The organism is Brevibacillus sp. HB1.2 (genome assembly GCF_013332495.1).
GTDB lineage: Bacteria > Bacillota > Bacilli > Brevibacillales > Brevibacillaceae > Brevibacillus > Brevibacillus porteri.
On record NZ_JABMIU010000001.1, the window covers coordinates 297,166 to 313,308 of the forward strand.

Below are 16,143 nucleotides of genomic sequence, written 5' to 3' on the forward strand. Positions count from 1 at the left end.
TCACTTCTACTCCTTTAGCTTGGGATCGAGCGTATCTCGCAGACCGTCGCCAAACAAATTGAAACAGACGACAGTCAGTACAATGGCGATCCCAGGAAAAAATGTTGGGTAGAAAAAATTCCGGCTGTTGTCTTTGGCTGCGCTCAACATCGCCCCCCATTCCGGAGCTGTTATGTCACCACCTAGACCGAGAAAGCTAAGAGCAGCTCCAAGCAGAATCGCTGTACCAATTCTCATCGTCAAATAAACCATGACCACAGGAAGCATACCGGGCAAAATATGCCGTATGATAATCACAAAATCCTGCACACCGATTGATTTAGCCGCTTCCACATACGTCATTTGCTTTAACGCTAGAGCACTCCCTCTGACGATGCGGATGAAGATGGGAACCGTAAAAACTGCTACTGCAAAAATAATGTTAACCATCCCAGCCCCTAGCACGGCAATCACTGCGATCGCGAGCAATATCCCCGGAAACGCCAACAAAATATCGGTTAGACGCGTAATGATCGAGTCAATCCACCTTCCGTAATATCCAGCTAATAGGCCAAGCAGCGTCCCAATAACAGCACCGATCCCGACAGATACGAAACCAATGAACAGTGTTTCACGAGTCCCAGCCAAGACACGACTGAAGATATCCCGATTTTGATGATCGGTTCCGAACCAGTGCAGTAGGGATGGCTGTTGATGTTTCCTATTGTCCATAAGTGCGATATGCGTCTGACTAGGCTGTATTTGGACGAGTACAGGCTCTTGCATCGATGTTTCAACAGCTATCGGGACAATGGTAGATACAGGCCCGATTGATACTTTCACTTGCCCGATACCCTGACCAAGCGCGGTCACCGTCCCATCAGGCGTTACACGTACTACTTTTTCATCTGTCGACTGGTAATGAATTTGTCCGTCCTCTTCCGATTGCTTTTTCTTGGCTGTTACGAACCCGTTGTTTTCTTGTGAGACAGCCTTGTTCGCCCCCACTACTTGTTTCAGGTTGCTACGAATTTGTTCAAAGCCGATCAGCTTAACATCATTTGAAAGTCTGGCCTCTAGCTCAAGCTGGAAGATGTCCCCCTTCTTTACCATGCCTGCCGGACCTTGAAGCAGCAGCTGCGTAAGAATCGGTGGGGAGTCCTCTGCAGAAACGTCTAGCTTGATCTGCGTAGCGACATCTCCTTTTGCCATCAGCACTGTTGTGCTTCCTTGCCCGACTGGTGTTATGGTGATCGAGCCATTCGATTCACTGACGGTGGAAATCTGTCGGTTCGTACTTTGCAGCATAAGCTCAGACACAGGGCGTTCTGTACCATCACTCATGATCCCGCTTATTTGAATCGATCCGGTCAATTCTTTCGTTTTGTCGATTCCCTTTTCCTCATACTGCTCTGTCACAGGCCGATTCGGATCATAGGGTGTGATCCATGGCCCTGCCAACCCTAGCAGAAAGATGCCGATTAATATCCAGAAGGCTACTACCGCCATCGTCTGTTTCTTGAACTTTTTCAAAAATAGCTGAATGGGAGAGTGAGTATTCTGACTTTTCATTCGTCTGCTCCTCTTTGTTATTCATAACGGATTTGCGGATTCACAAGACTGTAGCTGATATCTACAAGAAGATTGACGATGAGAAACTGGACGGAAAAGAGCAGAATGAGCGCTTGCATGGCCGGATAATCGCGAGCGAGAACGGAATCAATCAAATACGATCCCAGCCCTGGCCAGGCAAAAACTTGCTCAACTACGACTGCTCCTCCGAGCAAAAAGCCAAATTGCAACCCAGTCATCGTGATCACGGGAATCAGCGCATTACGCAATACATGCGTCCAAATGATGACTGACTCTCGCTGCCCTTTTGCCTTGGCTGTGCGTACAAAATCTTCCTGTAATACTTCAAGGACACTGGAGCGTGTAAAGCGGGCAATGATCGCAGACACTCCGAATCCTAGTGTTATCGACGGAAGCAGAAGGTGCGCAAAGGTTCCGCTGCCACTGGTTGGGAACCACCCCAACTGCACGGCAAACATTTGCATGAGCATGAGTCCGAACCAAAACTCCGGAATGCTAATGATCGTCGTGGTTGAGATAATCCCGATGCGATCCCAAATCGACTTGCGCCGAGCCGCTGAATAAATTCCGACAACCAGGCCTATAATCAGCGCCCAGAACATGGCGGCAAACGTTAATCCAAGCGTGTATAAGAACCGCTTACCGATCTCGTCAGACACATTGGTCTTTGTTTTATAGGAAACACCGAAATCGCCGGACAAAATTTGCTGAAGATAACGACCGTACTGCACATAGAGTGGATCATGAAAGCCTAGATTCGCTTTTACTTTCTCATAGGTGGCCATATCCATTTCCGCACCGTACATGATGCGGATCGGGTCGCCAGGGGTAAGATGTACGAACAAAAAAGAAAGGATCGAGATGATCACTAAAATGGGGATCATGCCCAATATGCGACCAAAAATATATCTAGCCATTTCCTACACCTTCTCTTTAGAAAACTAACTTATTGTTTGTATGCAGCCTGGAGACGAACTGTATCAAGAGTAACCCCAACATCCAAGACATTTTTCCGTTTTGCGATCACCACATCCGGGACGTACAGGAATATCCATGGGGCTTCATCCATGATGACTTTTTGTGCTTCGGTGTATTTTTGCTGTGCCATGCTGTTGGCCGTTGCTTTCAATGCTTCATTTAGCAGCTGATCGACTTGTTGGTTCTGATAATAGCCAGAGTTATTATAGTTCGGTGGAATTCGGTCAGATGCAAAGTTCGGTCGCATTCCCCAATCCGCTTCCGCTGTACCCGTACCCCATCGCCCGATATAGAGATCCGTTCCCTCTCCGGCATCCAGCCTTTCAAATAGCGTGCCGCTCTCGTAAGCTTGCACCTCTACTTTGATCCCTACAGCTTGCAGCTGCATTTTGATATTTTCAGCAATCGCGACGAATTCCGTTGAATTGCGCGTCCACAACGTAGCTGCGAAACCATCTGGATAACCAGCCTCTGTCAAAAGCTGTTTCGCTTTGTCAACGTTGTACGGATAGCCTTGCTGTTTCGCGTAGCCTTTTACCAATGGCGAAAGCGGTGAATCGGCAGCTGTGCCAAAACCGTCAGCAACCTGACTGATCAATTGTTCTTTGTTGATCGCGTAGTTCATCGCCTGCCTCACCCGCTTGTCCTTGTACTTATCCAGCTTTGTATTCATACCGACATAAATCATGTTGAGCGATGGACCGGAGTAAACATCCAGATTCGGATCTGTTCCCATACTCCGCGCATCCAGGGTCGGCAAACTTGTCACAATGTCTACTTCGCTGGCTTTGAGCATATTGACCCGCGTACTCGCCTCCGTCACAGGCTTAAACAGAATCGCTGCTAGCTTTGCCGGCTTCTCTTTATCCCAGTAACCATCAAAGGCAGCTACCTTCACAAACTGCCCGTTCTTCCATTCGCGGAATTGGTAGGGTCCTGTCCCTACTGGATTGCGGTCCAAGTTGTATTTCGGATCATCGATCTTTTTTTGCAATTCTTTCAGCGATTTAAAGCTGGCAGAAGGATGTGCCATATAGGCAACCATCGCAGAATTGGGTTCGTTCGCCACAACAGTGATCGTGTACGGGTCTACTACAGTAACCTCCTTGATAAATCCAAAGAAGCTCGCTCTTGCCATGCCATTCTCCTTGTTGCGTACGTAATCCAGATTCTTTTTCACTACTTCTGCATCAAAGGGTGAACCGTCATGAAAAAGGATTCCTTTGCGTAAATGAAAAGTCAGAGAAGTTGCATCAGCGCTTAATTTGTAATCGGTTGCAAGAATAGGGACAACCTCCCGATTTTCATCCAGCGTAAGCAATCCTTCGAACATCGTGGACAAAATATGCAGCGTGTTGCTATCCGTGGAATTCCAAGGATCAAGTGAGGTGGTCTCCGCTTCAAGAGCCACTGTTAATTCCGCATTTCGTACTGCCATTGCTGGTACTTCTTGTTGTTGAGCATTTCCAGGCGCTGGTCCGCTTGTTGGCGGGGGTTGACCAGAATTGCTCGTACAGGCAGATAGCATGGCTGTTGCCATCAAAAAGCTAACTGTGAGTAATCTCACTCTTCTTCTCATCTGCACGTAAATCTCTCCCCTTTCTATCAATGAAGTGAAACTACTGAATTAATTAGCATGATCTATGCCAAAAAAATAGGCAGCAGTCTATGCTGCTTCCTCGTCCTGAACCGTTGATATTTGCTGGTTTTCTCCATCAATTAATCGTGCAATGAAATACTATTTGGTTTACGATATAGAATATTCGGTTATTTCTTGCAATTAATTCAACCAAACACACCCAAATAACCAAAAGCGAGGAAGGCATGATGAACGAATTCATTTTACTAGCTGGCAGCAAAGACACCCGAATCGCGCTTGTCAATCAACTTCAGGAGATTATGGACGGGTATGTGCGGATGAGTAGTTATTCCGTCGAGGAGGAGCTTCCAACAACCCTTCATAATCAATTGGTCGTCCTCTCCCACCCGCTCGTATTAGAAGAGCCAAAAATAAGAGCATGCCTTGGAACAAATTGCAAGCTCATCATCGCCAATAGGATCATCAATTACGAAAACATCGACAGGCTCTTATACTTACCAGCTGGAACCAAAGCTTATTACGTCAATGACTCCTTAGAAACATGTTTGGAGTCCATTGAATCACTGAAAAAGCTGGGGATTGACCACATTCATTACATACCGTATTATCCCGGCATTCCGCACGTAGAAAAAATTGATCTCGCAGTGACACCAGGGGCGTTCGAGCTAATCCCTGACCATGTTCAAGATGTAGTGAGTATCGGTCCCCGCCTGATGGACATCTCGACAATTCATCAAATACTCGACCATTTCCAACTGAACGGGCCAGGAGATGTGATCTCTCAGCGCTATTTGCGTAAAATCATTCAATTGAGCAAGCGGCTGGCTGATGCCAACCAGATCGCCACAGATTTGAATAAGCATTTGAATGAGGTGCTGGATGGCGTAAACGACGGGATCTTGACAATTACGCAAGATGGCAAGATCACGGTCTTCAATGAGGAGCTCGGCCTTCTGCTCGGTGTCTCTGCCAAGCGTGTTATTGGGAGACATATTCGTGATGTCATGGATCATCCTGAGCTCATCGACTTTTTATTTGCCCTCTCACAGGAAGAGGATCGCTGGTTTACGTTCGGTGAGGTTGAAGTCATTGTTCACCGCTTCCCTTTAAACAATGACCAATCACTCGTCGCTACGTTCAAGAATGCGAGAAAGACAATCGAGTTGGAAAGATCGCTGCGCTCCGAATTGAAAAAGAAAGGCTTTGTGGCCAAATACACATTTGACGATATGATTGGGGAAAGCTCAATCCTCACACGCACAAAGGAAAAGGCAAAAAAACTGGCAAAAACAGACCTCACCCTCCTGATCCAAGGAGAGAGCGGCACGGGCAAGGAACTTTTTGCGAGTGCCATCCACAACGCATCGCTGCGGGATAAGAGGCCGTTTCTCGCTGTCAATTTCAGCGCCATTTCTGAGGATTTGATGGAAAGCGAGCTGTTCGGCTATGATGACGGTGCATTCACAGGGGCTAAAAAAGGTGGAAAAGTTGGCTTGTTCGAGCAAGCAAACGGCGGCACGATCTTTTTGGACGAAATCGGTGACAGTAGCCTGAAGCTACAGGCACGACTTCTGCGGGTCCTGCAGGAAAAAGAGATTATGCGCATCGGGGGAAGCCAAATCATTCCAATCGATGTTCGGATCATTGCTGCCACTAACAAAAATTTGCTGCATATGATCGAACAAGGGACTTTTCGGGAAGATTTGTATCATCGGCTACGTGTTCTCTTTGTCGATCTCCCCTCCCTGCGAACGCGAACCGATGACATCCCGCTGCTCGTTCGGCATTTTATCCGACAAAGCGTACACCCACAAGTGACTATCAAGCCGGAAGTCATCGAGAGGCTCACTACCCTACCGTGGTTTGGAAATGTGCGGGAGTTAAAGAACACCATCGATTACATGCTGGCTGTCTGTGACGAGGATATCATCCAAATTGAGGACATGCCGTGGGAAAATAGCTTTTTAAAAAGCGATCATTCACATACCGAAGCGCCGGTCATTCCTGATGAAGAAGACGAGCTGCTGCTTATCTTACGGAGTATTCAAACCATCGCTGAACGTGGCGAAAGGCCAAATCGACGGAAAATAACCGAGATGAGCAAGGATTGGGCAAAGCCACTGAGCGAGCAGCAGATTCGCAGCAGATTGGATGTACTTGAATCGCGTGGATATATTGTGAAAAGCCGGGGGCCTTTTGGGACGAGGTTAACCGATGCTGGATTGAGGGTATTGAAATAAAGATGGTCTATCTATTGCGGTCCTGGGAAAAATGATTTATGGTAGTGAACTACGAAATCTGGACTCATTTGATAAGGAGATGCTCAATGAATCATCAAAAAATCGTCCATTTCAGTGATAAGGACTTGGATGGCGTATCCTGTGCGATCCTGAGTCAAATTGCTTTTTCCAATCAAGAAGTCGATTCTCGCGGGGTAACTCCTTACACTGTCAATCAAGACGTACAAAAGTTTGTCGAAGAAGAGCTTACCTCCGAGATGTATGTCGTGATTACCGATGTAAGTGTCAATGACGAGGTCGCAACGCTCATTCAGAAAAAAGTCGATCAGGGACATGCGTTTATCTTGATCGATCATCACCCAACCGCCCTGCCACTGGCTTCCAAGTACGAGTGGGCACAGGTTATTACAGAAGAATCAGGGACAAAGACTTCGGCAACGAGCCTTTATTATGATTACCTGGTAAACCAGGGATATTTGACCCCTACTGGCGTTCTCTCTGACTATGTGGAGCTGGTTCGTGCCTTTGATACGTGGGACTGGGATGCAACCGGCACTGTACAAGCTAATCAACTGAACATTTTATTCTATATGGTCGAGCGAGACACGTTTGTTCAAAATGTGCTGGGACGCTTGCGTGGTGAAGGTGCTGATACGGATCAATTCGTATTTGACGAAGTAGAATCCATCCTCATTTATACAGAAGAAAAACGAATCGATGAATTTGAACAAAAAAAGCTGAAGCAAATGAAGCTGATTCCGGTAGAAATCGATTTAGACGAGCCAAAAACGTATCAAGTGGGTGTGGTTTTCCTCGAACAATATCACTCCACGACAGGCAATTTCTTATGTAAGAATGCGGAAATGATTGATTTCGTCGCGATGCTAGATCCTGGGAAAGGCAGAATCAGCTTTCGAACCATTCGCGAAGACGTGAATCTGTCTGTGATCGCCCAGCATTACGGTGGTGGCGGTCATCCAAAGGCTTCTGGATGTTCCTTTACGGGCGTTACGTTAAAGTCTTTCGTGTACCCTGCTTTACGAACGAATTAGAGCAAAAAACAATCAGTCCAATTTCTCCATCCGTGAAATGAGAAATTGGACTTTTTTTGTTTTATTCTCCTTGTGCCTCTCCGATCTCATATCGCAGTTGTATGGATCCACTTTTTCCGTAAAGCTTGGTTTCTATCAACTTCATGTCGTGACGTGTATGGATGTTGTCAAAGTAATATTTGCCGCTGCCCATTAAGACCGGATGAATAATGATTCGAAGTTCATCAAGTAAATCAGCATTGATCAAACTTTGAACAAGACCCGCACTTGCAGGAACAATGATATCACCCTTGATTTGTTTTTTTAGCTCCTTTATTTTCGTCATGACATCAGAATAAAGGAGTGTAACCGTATTGGCGTAGTCCCCCCAATGAACTTCCGTTAGCTCACTATTATTGGTTACGACAAACTTTTGTGTCTTATTCATAGCATCAGCCCAATCACCCTCTTGGAACGGCCAATAGCTTGCAAAACCTTCATAGGTGACTCGCCCCATCAAGATTGCGTCGACCTTCTGGAAGAACGCAAGACCATCCTCTGTGGCGTCCAAGATTCCAGGCAACGCCCAGCTAACCATATTGTCCTCTTCTCCTGTCGGCCCCGTATAGATACCATTCAATGTGCTGCTTACGTTTGCAATTATTTTCCCCATCAGATCTCCGCCATTCTTTCATATAGTATTATCTAAAAATTACCACATTTCACTACTCAGTATTTCTTCTCGATTGCTCAAATTTCCCTTTCGACAAAAAAGAAGGTGAGGAAAACGAAACGGTTTTCCCCACCTTCTTCCTTTTAGACGCTTTTCGTCCTATTACAGTTCAACGATCTTTGTCGCGATGTTATTGCAAAATTCCCTGTCATGCTCCACAAAAAGAATCGTTGGCGAGTGTTCGAGGAGCAGCTCTTCGATTTGCATGCGAGAAATGACGTCAATAAAGTTTAGCGGCTCATCCCAAATATGAAGATGTGCTTTCTCGCAAAGACTTTTCGCAATGAGAACTTTCTTCTTCTGCCCGCCACTAAAAGCAGAGATATCCTTCTCGAATTGCACCCGGGAAAAATCCAGCTTGCGCAAAATTGATTTAAACAAGCTCTCTTCGATCCCGTTGTCTCGCGCAAAGTCAGTGAGATTGCCCTTTAGATGGGAAGTGTCCTGAGAAACATACGAGATTTTCAATTGACTCCCCTTTCTGAAGGTCCCCGTTTGTTCGATGTTCTCCCCGCAAATGAGCTTGAGAATGCTGGATTTTCCAGAACCGTTCTTTCCCGCCAGCGCAATGCGCTCGCCTTGCTCAATCGTAAAGTTGACATCTGCGCATACGAGCTTCTCTCCGTAATAAATGGAGACCTTCTCCAGTTCGGCTAGTTGATTTTTATGATAAGCAAGCTGTGCAATTTTTAAGCTATCTTGGTTTTCAATGTTCTTCAGCAGCTTCGATTTTTCATCAATGGCGGATTGCTGTCTTTGCTCCATCGATTTGGAGCGCTTCATCATTTTCGCAGCCTTGTGGCCAATATACCCTTTGTCTACTTTGGAACCGGAATTCAATGTTCCATTTTTCGTCTTTTCCACAGCATCTGACCAGTTGCTTGTACGTTTGGCTGCGTCCGACAATCGTTTAATGTCTTTTTTGAGCTTCTCATTCTCAGCGAGTTCATAGTTATCCTGTCGCTGTTTATTTTCCCACCAATCAGAGAAATTCCCTTTTTGCACCTCGATGTTCGTCTTGTTGATGGACAGGATGTGATCGACACAGTTGTCTAGAAATGCCCGGTCGTGGGACACCAAAATATAACCGCTTTTGGAATGGAGATAATCACTGACGAGCTCCCTTGCATGCATGTCGAGGTGATTGGTTGGCTCATCAATTAACAAAAAACTGTTTTCCTTTAGAAATAAGGCAGCTAACATCACTTTCGTTTGCTCCCCGTTAGACAAAGATTCAAAGGGACGATATAGAACATCCTCTGAAACCTTTAAGAGGGAGAACTCGCGCATTAATTCCCATAACTGATAGTCAGGGACAATGTCTTGAACGATATCAATGGTAAGATATTCTTTGTTCTCGACTTGGAAAGGAAAGTATTCAAAGCTGACATGCGCACTAATCTTTCCGCTGTATTCATATTTACCAAGCAACAGGTTGAGGAAGGTCGTCTTCCCTCTCCCGTTTCTTCCCGTAAACCCTAATTTCCAATCCGTATCGATTTGGAAGCTCACGTTTTCAAAAATGTTATCGAAACTGCCTTCATAGGCAAACGTCAAGTTATTTACATTGATTAATGACATACAATCATCCTCCTGTATCAAAATAGAAAAGCTACAAGAAAGTTACCCTCTCTTGTAGCTCAAATAAATACAGCAAATCCAACTCAAACAAGAGTTAGATATGGATATATTGATTGAGTGAAAAGATAATGTAACTTTCTTGCGTATAAAGAATAAAACATGCGAAGGATTTCGCTTTTTTGTTTTATTTTTTAGGCAAGAAAAGAATCCATTATACCTTTCAGCTCCCGTCATTAATTTAACAGCATTGTATCATATCCAAATTTTAGTTTCAACAGGTTTCACTTTTTATCATTCCGACGACACGACTCCCTCGACCACTTAGTACCAAGAATTTTTTTCCATAAAAAGAAGGAATTTAAATTTTTGTTTTGAATTCTCATACTTATTGAAATTTTTTTACTTATTGCATTCATATGGAGGAGTTAAGCTATGAAAAAAGTAGTAAGAGGTTTGGGTATTCTCGTCTTGGCATCATCATTCCTGTTCGTCCCGACTCAAGCAGCAGATGCGGTAGGAAAAGGAGAAGACTCTAACGTTCGTCCACAAAAATATATCTTTGATGGAAACTGGCGGTACGGTGATACGTTAGTAGTGGCATACGATACCTTCTTTCCGAATGGATGGATTTCGATTGAAAAAGAGCCACATCGTGGAACACAGCTTGGATATGAAGTAGCGAAATATATTGTTGGCGCTAATTATGGGCAAGTGGAAAGAAGCTTAAGCTTTAACATCCCTTCTGGTTGGGTAGAAATCGGTCGAGGTTATAACAGTAAGAGACAAGCTTATATCGATATCAGAAATGAAAATAAAAAACGGTACCAACCTCAAGAGCTGGAAAATAAATGGGTCGGTACCGGCCAGCCTGTACCATATGGCTGGGTCGTGGTAAATGTAAGTCTCTATGAAAAACATATCGTAAATATCACCAGTATCCCTACTGAATCCAGCATTGAAGCGGTCAAGCATCCTTCGCCAGCCTTTGCTTATGAAATCCCAAGAGGCTGGGAAATCACTGTAGATGGAGAGCATTCTCGAATTCTTACAAGAAAGTACTAATCATTACGGATACAATCTGTTACGAAATGAGATAATGAAACGACCTGTAGGTAGCACGATGGAAAACCATTCGTGCAACCCACAGGTCGTTTTCGTTAATCGAAAGGAAAACTCTCCTGCGGCTTCCAATCAAATGTGCAGTTGAATCCGATTGCCAGAAGGATCCTCTGTTACAAAATGACCGCTCTCCTCCTGTACTGATGCGCCGATGTCTCTTAACTGAGTGATTACACGATTTCTCGCTTCCTCATTCGGGAACACCATGACAAACGATTCAAGTCCTGGGCTCTTAGGATGTGGCGGTGGAGCACCCACACCCGCCCACGTGTTCAACGCGATATGATGATGGTACTTTCCAGTGGAAATGAACAGTGCCTGTGCTCCATATCGGTTCACTACCTCAAAGCCAAGTCCTTTGGTATAAAAATGTTCAGCTTCATTCAACCTCGATACATGCAGATGAATATGTCCCATGATGGTACCAGCAGGCAGACCCTTCCACGCGCTTTCTTCCCCACTGGACAACAAATCTGTAAAATTCAATGGTTCCGTTGCCATGTCTACGGTGCCCGCATGCCAGCTCCATTGATCAGAATCACGATCGGCATAAATTTCAATCCCATTTCCATCCGGGTCCGATAAGTATAGCGCTTCACTAACGAGATGATCCGAAGACCCGATACGCATATTCAACGCAGAGAAGTGTCTCACTACGTTTGCCAAATCAGAGCGTTTTGGCAACAAGAGCGCAAAATGATACAAACCTGTCGTATGATTTTGTTTTGGTAATGCATCATTCAGTTGTTCGATGGAGAGCAACACGGTTTTGCCGTCAGTTGTCAGTTCCGCCTTTGTGGCAGATTGGTTCAAGATTTTGAATCCGATCACTTCCTGATAATAAGCCAGGGAGCGATCCAGGTTTTGCACCTTGAGATTGACTTGTCGGACAAACGTATGGGGACTTTGATGAAATTTCATAAGCGTGTTCCTCCTCGTTTATACAAATGAGCGTTCTTCGTACTACTGTCAAGCTGACCATAAAAGACCGTCTCTATTCAATGGTGAAGGTGCGTTTTTAACTTACGATTTGTAATAAAGTTACTATATTATATCTAATGCCAATTGTCACGAAAAATCCTCCCCAAATAAAAAAAGAGCGGTCTCTCGCTCTTTTTTCGTCGTTCTTTTAGATCGCTTTCTCCACGATTTCTGCAATGTCCAACGTTTTGACGAGATGCTCCATCTCCTTTGCCTTTGTCCCGTCACTCATCATCGTGAGACAGTATGGACAGTTACTGCCGATTGTCGTTGGATTCAGACGGAGTGCCTGCTCCGTACGCTCAATATTTACCCGTTTTCCTTGTGTTTCTTCCATCCACATCATCCCGCCGCCTGCCCCGCAGCACATCGCATCTTGTTTGTTGCGCGCCATCTCCAACACTTGAACGCCCGGAATGTGGGTAAGGATTTGCCGCGGGATATCGTAAATATCGTTATAGCGCCCAATGTAACAGGAGTCGTGATAAGCAATGGATTCTTCGACTTCCTTCGTCGGCTTGATCCGCCCTTCCTGCATCCACTTCCAGATCAATTCTGTATGATGATAGACTTCTGCCTCCAAACCGAATTCTGGATATTCATGCTTAAACGTGTTGTACGTATGTGGGCAAATCGTGACGATCTTCTTTACGCCATATCCTTGGAAGTTCGCGATGTTTTCCTGGCAGAGCTGCTGGAATAAAAACTCGTTTCCCATCCGGCGGGCTGTATCCCCGGAATTGCGTTCCTCATTGCCCAGAACAGCAAAGGAAATACCTGCCGTATTCATAATTTTGACGAAAGCCTGTGCGATCTTTTGGCTGCGAAGATCAAACGATCCCATGGAGCCGACAAAGAACAAATATTCGAACTCCTCTACCTCACTCACGGTAGGCACATGGATGTCTTCCCGCCCCTCTCGCCACTTCAACCGTTCTTTACGGTTAATCCCCCACGGATTGCTTTGTCGTTCGATATTTTGGAAATAGCGAGATGCTTCATGCGGCATACTGCCTTCCGTTAACACGAGATAACGGCGCATATCAATCATTTTTTCCACATGCTCATTCGCTACCGGACATTGGTCCTCGCAATTTCTGCACGTCGTACAAGCCCATAGCTCTTCTTCTGTAATGACATCTCCGATCAGCGCGGGAGCTTGTTCTGCGGTAACAGCCACTTCATCGTGCATCGGAAAGCTCCCTTTTACCTGCGCAAACACAAAGGATGGCATCCATGCTGTACGTGATGTAATCGCTGAGCCTTTTTCCGTCAAATGATCGCGCATTTTCACAATCAGATCCATCGGCGATAACGTTTTGCCTGTACCTGAAGCAGGACACATACTGGTACATCTGCCACATTCTACACAGGCGTACAGGTCGATCAACTGATTTTGCCGGAAATCCTCGATCTTTCCGACACCATAAGTCTCTTGCTTTTCATCCTCAAAATCAATGGATGTGAGCTTCCCAACAGGTTTTGTATCGCGCAACATGATATTTACAGGCGCGAATAGTACATGCGCGTGCTTCGATTGCGGGACATAGACCATAAACGCAAGTAGCGTAAGTAGATGAACCCACCAAAACAGATAGAACAGTGCACCAGCTATTTCAGGGCGCATGCCAGCGAACAAGCTAGCGATTAACGATGAGATGGGAGCATACGACCCACCTGATCCTTCCAACCAAAGATGCTCAAAGGCCAAGGTAAAGAAAATCGAAAGCATCAGTGTTGTTAAAAAGATAATCACGAGCCCCGATTTAAACCCTCGTTTCAAACGCTTTACTTTCTCGATATAGCGTCGATAGTAGGCATACCCAACTGCCAGAAGCACGAGAAAAGTCGTAATCTCCTGACTGAGACTGAAAAACTTGTGAGCCTCTCCCATCGGGTATTCAAAGCCCTTGACGAACCCTTTGATAATGAGTTCAATCGCCCCAAACTGAAGAATGATGAAGCCATAAAACATGATGATATGCATGACACCGCTTTTCGGGTCTTTCAGCAGCTTGGTTTGGCCGAATACTTGCGTGAGAAATTCATTGACCCGTATCGCAGCATCCTTTTTCAGGTTCGCTTTTTTGCCGAGCTTGATAAAGACGATTCGACTGTACACGATTTGTACGAATAAGTATGTGGCATACCCTGTTATGGCGAGAAATGCTACAAAGTTTAGGAAGGATAACATAGATGAACCTCCTCAAGTCAGACAGGCATATAATCGGAGCGACTTTTCATGCGCCAATGATATGCTTGGGAAGCCTACTCTCTCCTTACGTATAAGAACCGCCGTTGATTTGCAGGACTTGGCCGTTGACATAATTGGAGAGCGGAGAAGCCAAATACAAAATGCCAGCGGCAGCTTCCTTCGCATCTCCAGGACGCTTCTGCGGAATTTTATCGATAAACATATTTCGGACTTTCTCCGGAATGCCTAGCTGTACCCCGTCTATGACCTCAGCCTCTTCCTTCGGTTTTGTCAGTCGTGTATCAATAAAGCCAAAGGCAACCGCGTTAGCATTGATGTTGAATTTTCCCCACTCAAGGGCAACGACTTTTGTTAAACCGATAACGCCTGCCTTGGCAGATGCATAATTGGCTTGTCCCACATTCCCCCGGATTCCGGCTACGGAAGAAACGTTGATAATTTTTCTGTGATGAACAATGCCTTGTTCGATCTCTTCTTTGGCTGCATCCCGCATATAGGGGGCTGCTTCGCGGATCAGACGGAAAGGCGCCACGAGATGGATATCCAGAATGGTATAAAATTGTTCATCCGTCATGTTATGAATCATGTTATCTAAGGTAAGTCCGGCATTGTTGACTAAAATGTCTAGTCTTCCAAATTCGGAGATGGTTGTTTCGGTTATCTTTTTCGCGAAATCTGCTTCCGTTACATCCCCGCAAAACAAGACCGCTTCTCCGCCTTTTTGCTTGATTTCCGAGACGACTTCGGCTGCTGGTGCTTCGTCTTTATCGCTAACGACAACGCGAGCACCCTGTTCTGCAAGCATCAAGGCTGTTTCTCTTCCAACACCGCGTCCTGACCCTGTAACGATTGCCACTTGATTTTCTAGCATGTTCTTCATAGAGACCTCCTTTTGGTATGTAAAATGAACTCCCCTTTATGAAAATGCTGATATCCCTAGGATCTCTCTTCCCATGATCAGTTTTTGAATCTCATTTGTTCCTTCCGCGATCGTAAAATAACGGATATCACGGTAGTAGCGTTCAACCGGAAATTCTTTTGTATAGCCGTAGCCACCGTGAATTTGCAACGCTTCTTCTGCGACTTTCAGTACCTTTTCAGTCGCGAAGTATTTGGCCATCGAGCATTCTACTTTGCATGGTTTTCCTTCATCGAGTAAATGACTCGCTTGGAGACCGAGCAGACGCATAGCACTCGTCAGCGTCACCATTTCACTGATTTTGGCTTGGATCAGTTGAAAGCTACCGATCGGTTTACCGAATTGAACGCGTTCCTTGGCATACTTCACGGAAGCGTCTACACATGCTTGAGCAATTCCAGTGGAGATAAAGGCAACCATCGCCCTTGCTCCATTGAGGAATTTCAGCCCCTGTCTCAAACCATCTCCGACGGTACCCAGCAGGTTTTCTGCCGGAATCTCACAATCTTCGAAAATGAGCTCAGCAAACGGGCAGCTCGTTGTTCCCATTTTTTCAATCGGCTTGGCTTGATAAGGAGAGATTTCTTTTTCAATGATGAAAGCGGCAATACCTTTATTCCCTTTGGATTTGTCCGTTTGGGCAATGACGATGCCGATTTCCCCTTCTACTCCGTTGGTGATAAACATTTTGGAGCCATTCAGGACCCATTTGTCTCCTCGTCGCTCTGCCCGGGTTTGAATGCTGGATGTATCGGAACCGACATTCGGCTCAGTCAAGGCAAAGAACCCAAATTTTTCACCCTTCAGTAATGGTCCTAAAAACTGCTTACGTTGTTCTTCTGTTCCGTATTCGTAAATGTGCGTCAACACCGAGTTGGAGAGTCCCACTGTTGCGCGCAACGACGGCCAGACTCTTGATAGCTCCTCGATCATCGTGAAGTACGTCGTGTAAGTAAGCCCGTGGCCACCTGCTTCCTCAGGCAGTTGCCCCCCGAGATACCCAAAAGGAACAAGTCGTTGCACAATTTCTTTTGATACTGCTTTGCCTGACTTCTCATAGCTATCTACCATTGGAAATATTTCTTTTTCCAAAAATTTGCGCACCGTATCTCGAATCATCGTTTGCTCATCGGTTAATGCAAGAGACATTATGTTCACCTCTTTGTATCAGGTT

At 45.5% G+C, this 16,143-nt stretch carries 12 protein-coding genes; 3 read left to right on the forward strand and 9 right to left on the reverse strand.

What is annotated here, in order from left to right; genetic code table 11:
- Nucleotides 1-6 precede the first annotated feature (6 nt).
- Genes HPY28_RS01240 through HPY28_RS01250 form a run of 3 tightly spaced genes read right to left on the reverse strand, consistent with a single transcriptional unit; the run spans nucleotide 7 to nucleotide 4,129 of the window.
- Nucleotides 7-1,551, reverse strand: a complete 1,545-nt coding sequence (locus HPY28_RS01240) for an ABC transporter permease (RefSeq protein ID WP_017248437.1) — start codon at nucleotides 1,549-1,551, stop codon at nucleotides 7-9.
- 17 nt (nucleotides 1,552-1,568) lie between these two features.
- Nucleotides 1,569-2,489 carry a nickel ABC transporter permease gene (gene nikB / locus HPY28_RS01245; RefSeq protein WP_017248436.1) on the reverse strand — a complete coding sequence of 307 codons (921 nt, stop codon included), beginning with the start codon at nucleotides 2,487-2,489 and terminating at the stop codon, nucleotides 1,569-1,571.
- Between the two features lie 29 nt (nucleotides 2,490-2,518).
- A complete protein-coding gene (locus tag HPY28_RS01250; protein ID WP_035291157.1) occupies nucleotides 2,519-4,129 on the reverse strand; it encodes a glutathione ABC transporter substrate-binding protein in 1,611 nt (536 codons plus the stop codon).
- Nucleotides 4,130-4,377: 248 nt separating this feature from the next.
- Between HPY28_RS01250 and HPY28_RS01255 the strand changes: the two genes are divergently transcribed.
- Together HPY28_RS01255 and HPY28_RS01260 are read left to right on the forward strand one after the other, a co-directional pair.
- Nucleotides 4,378-6,390, forward strand: a complete 2,013-nt coding sequence (locus HPY28_RS01255; RefSeq protein WP_017248434.1) for a sigma-54 interaction domain-containing protein — start codon at nucleotides 4,378-4,380, stop codon at nucleotides 6,388-6,390.
- Nucleotides 6,391-6,476: 86 nt separating this feature from the next.
- Nucleotides 6,477-7,442, forward strand: a complete 966-nt coding sequence (locus HPY28_RS01260; protein WP_017248433.1) for a DHH family phosphoesterase — start codon at nucleotides 6,477-6,479, stop codon at nucleotides 7,440-7,442.
- 61 nt (nucleotides 7,443-7,503) lie between these two features.
- Here HPY28_RS01260 and HPY28_RS01265 read toward each other — a convergent pair whose 3' ends face one another.
- Together HPY28_RS01265 and HPY28_RS01270 are read right to left on the reverse strand one after the other, a co-directional pair.
- A complete protein-coding gene (locus HPY28_RS01265) occupies nucleotides 7,504-8,094 on the reverse strand; it encodes a dihydrofolate reductase family protein (protein ID WP_017248432.1) in 591 nt (196 codons plus the stop codon).
- 162 nt (nucleotides 8,095-8,256) lie between these two features.
- Entirely contained in the window at nucleotides 8,257-9,735 is a 1,479-nt protein-coding gene (locus tag HPY28_RS01270) for an Lsa family ABC-F type ribosomal protection protein (protein WP_017248431.1), read from the reverse strand.
- A gap of 432 nt (nucleotides 9,736-10,167) precedes the next feature.
- Here HPY28_RS01270 and HPY28_RS01275 point away from each other — a divergent pair, with 432 nt between their 5' ends.
- Nucleotides 10,168-10,797, forward strand: a complete 630-nt coding sequence (locus HPY28_RS01275; protein WP_174229932.1) for a hypothetical protein — start codon at nucleotides 10,168-10,170, stop codon at nucleotides 10,795-10,797.
- Between the two features lie 129 nt (nucleotides 10,798-10,926).
- On the opposite strand, the gene HPY28_RS01280 is transcribed toward HPY28_RS01275, so the two are convergent.
- The 4 genes from HPY28_RS01280 to HPY28_RS01295 form a co-directional block, all read right to left on the reverse strand.
- Nucleotides 10,927-11,775 (reverse strand): VOC family protein, encoded by an 849-nt coding sequence (locus HPY28_RS01280; RefSeq protein WP_174229933.1) that lies wholly within the window; start codon nucleotides 11,773-11,775, stop codon nucleotides 10,927-10,929.
- A gap of 208 nt (nucleotides 11,776-11,983) precedes the next feature.
- A complete protein-coding gene (locus HPY28_RS01285) occupies nucleotides 11,984-14,029 on the reverse strand; it encodes a heterodisulfide reductase-related iron-sulfur binding cluster (protein WP_173621773.1) in 2,046 nt (681 codons plus the stop codon).
- 85 nt (nucleotides 14,030-14,114) lie between these two features.
- Nucleotides 14,115-14,930: an SDR family NAD(P)-dependent oxidoreductase gene (locus tag HPY28_RS01290; protein ID WP_173621772.1), complete on the reverse strand. Its 816-nt coding sequence runs from the start codon at nucleotides 14,928-14,930 to the stop codon at nucleotides 14,115-14,117.
- Nucleotides 14,931-14,966: 36 nt separating this feature from the next.
- The gene (locus HPY28_RS01295; RefSeq protein WP_017248426.1) at nucleotides 14,967-16,118 is read right to left on the reverse strand and encodes an acyl-CoA dehydrogenase family protein; all 1,152 of its coding nucleotides are present in this window, start codon (nucleotides 16,116-16,118) and stop codon (nucleotides 14,967-14,969) included.
- Between the last annotated feature and the right edge of the window lie 25 nt (nucleotides 16,119-16,143).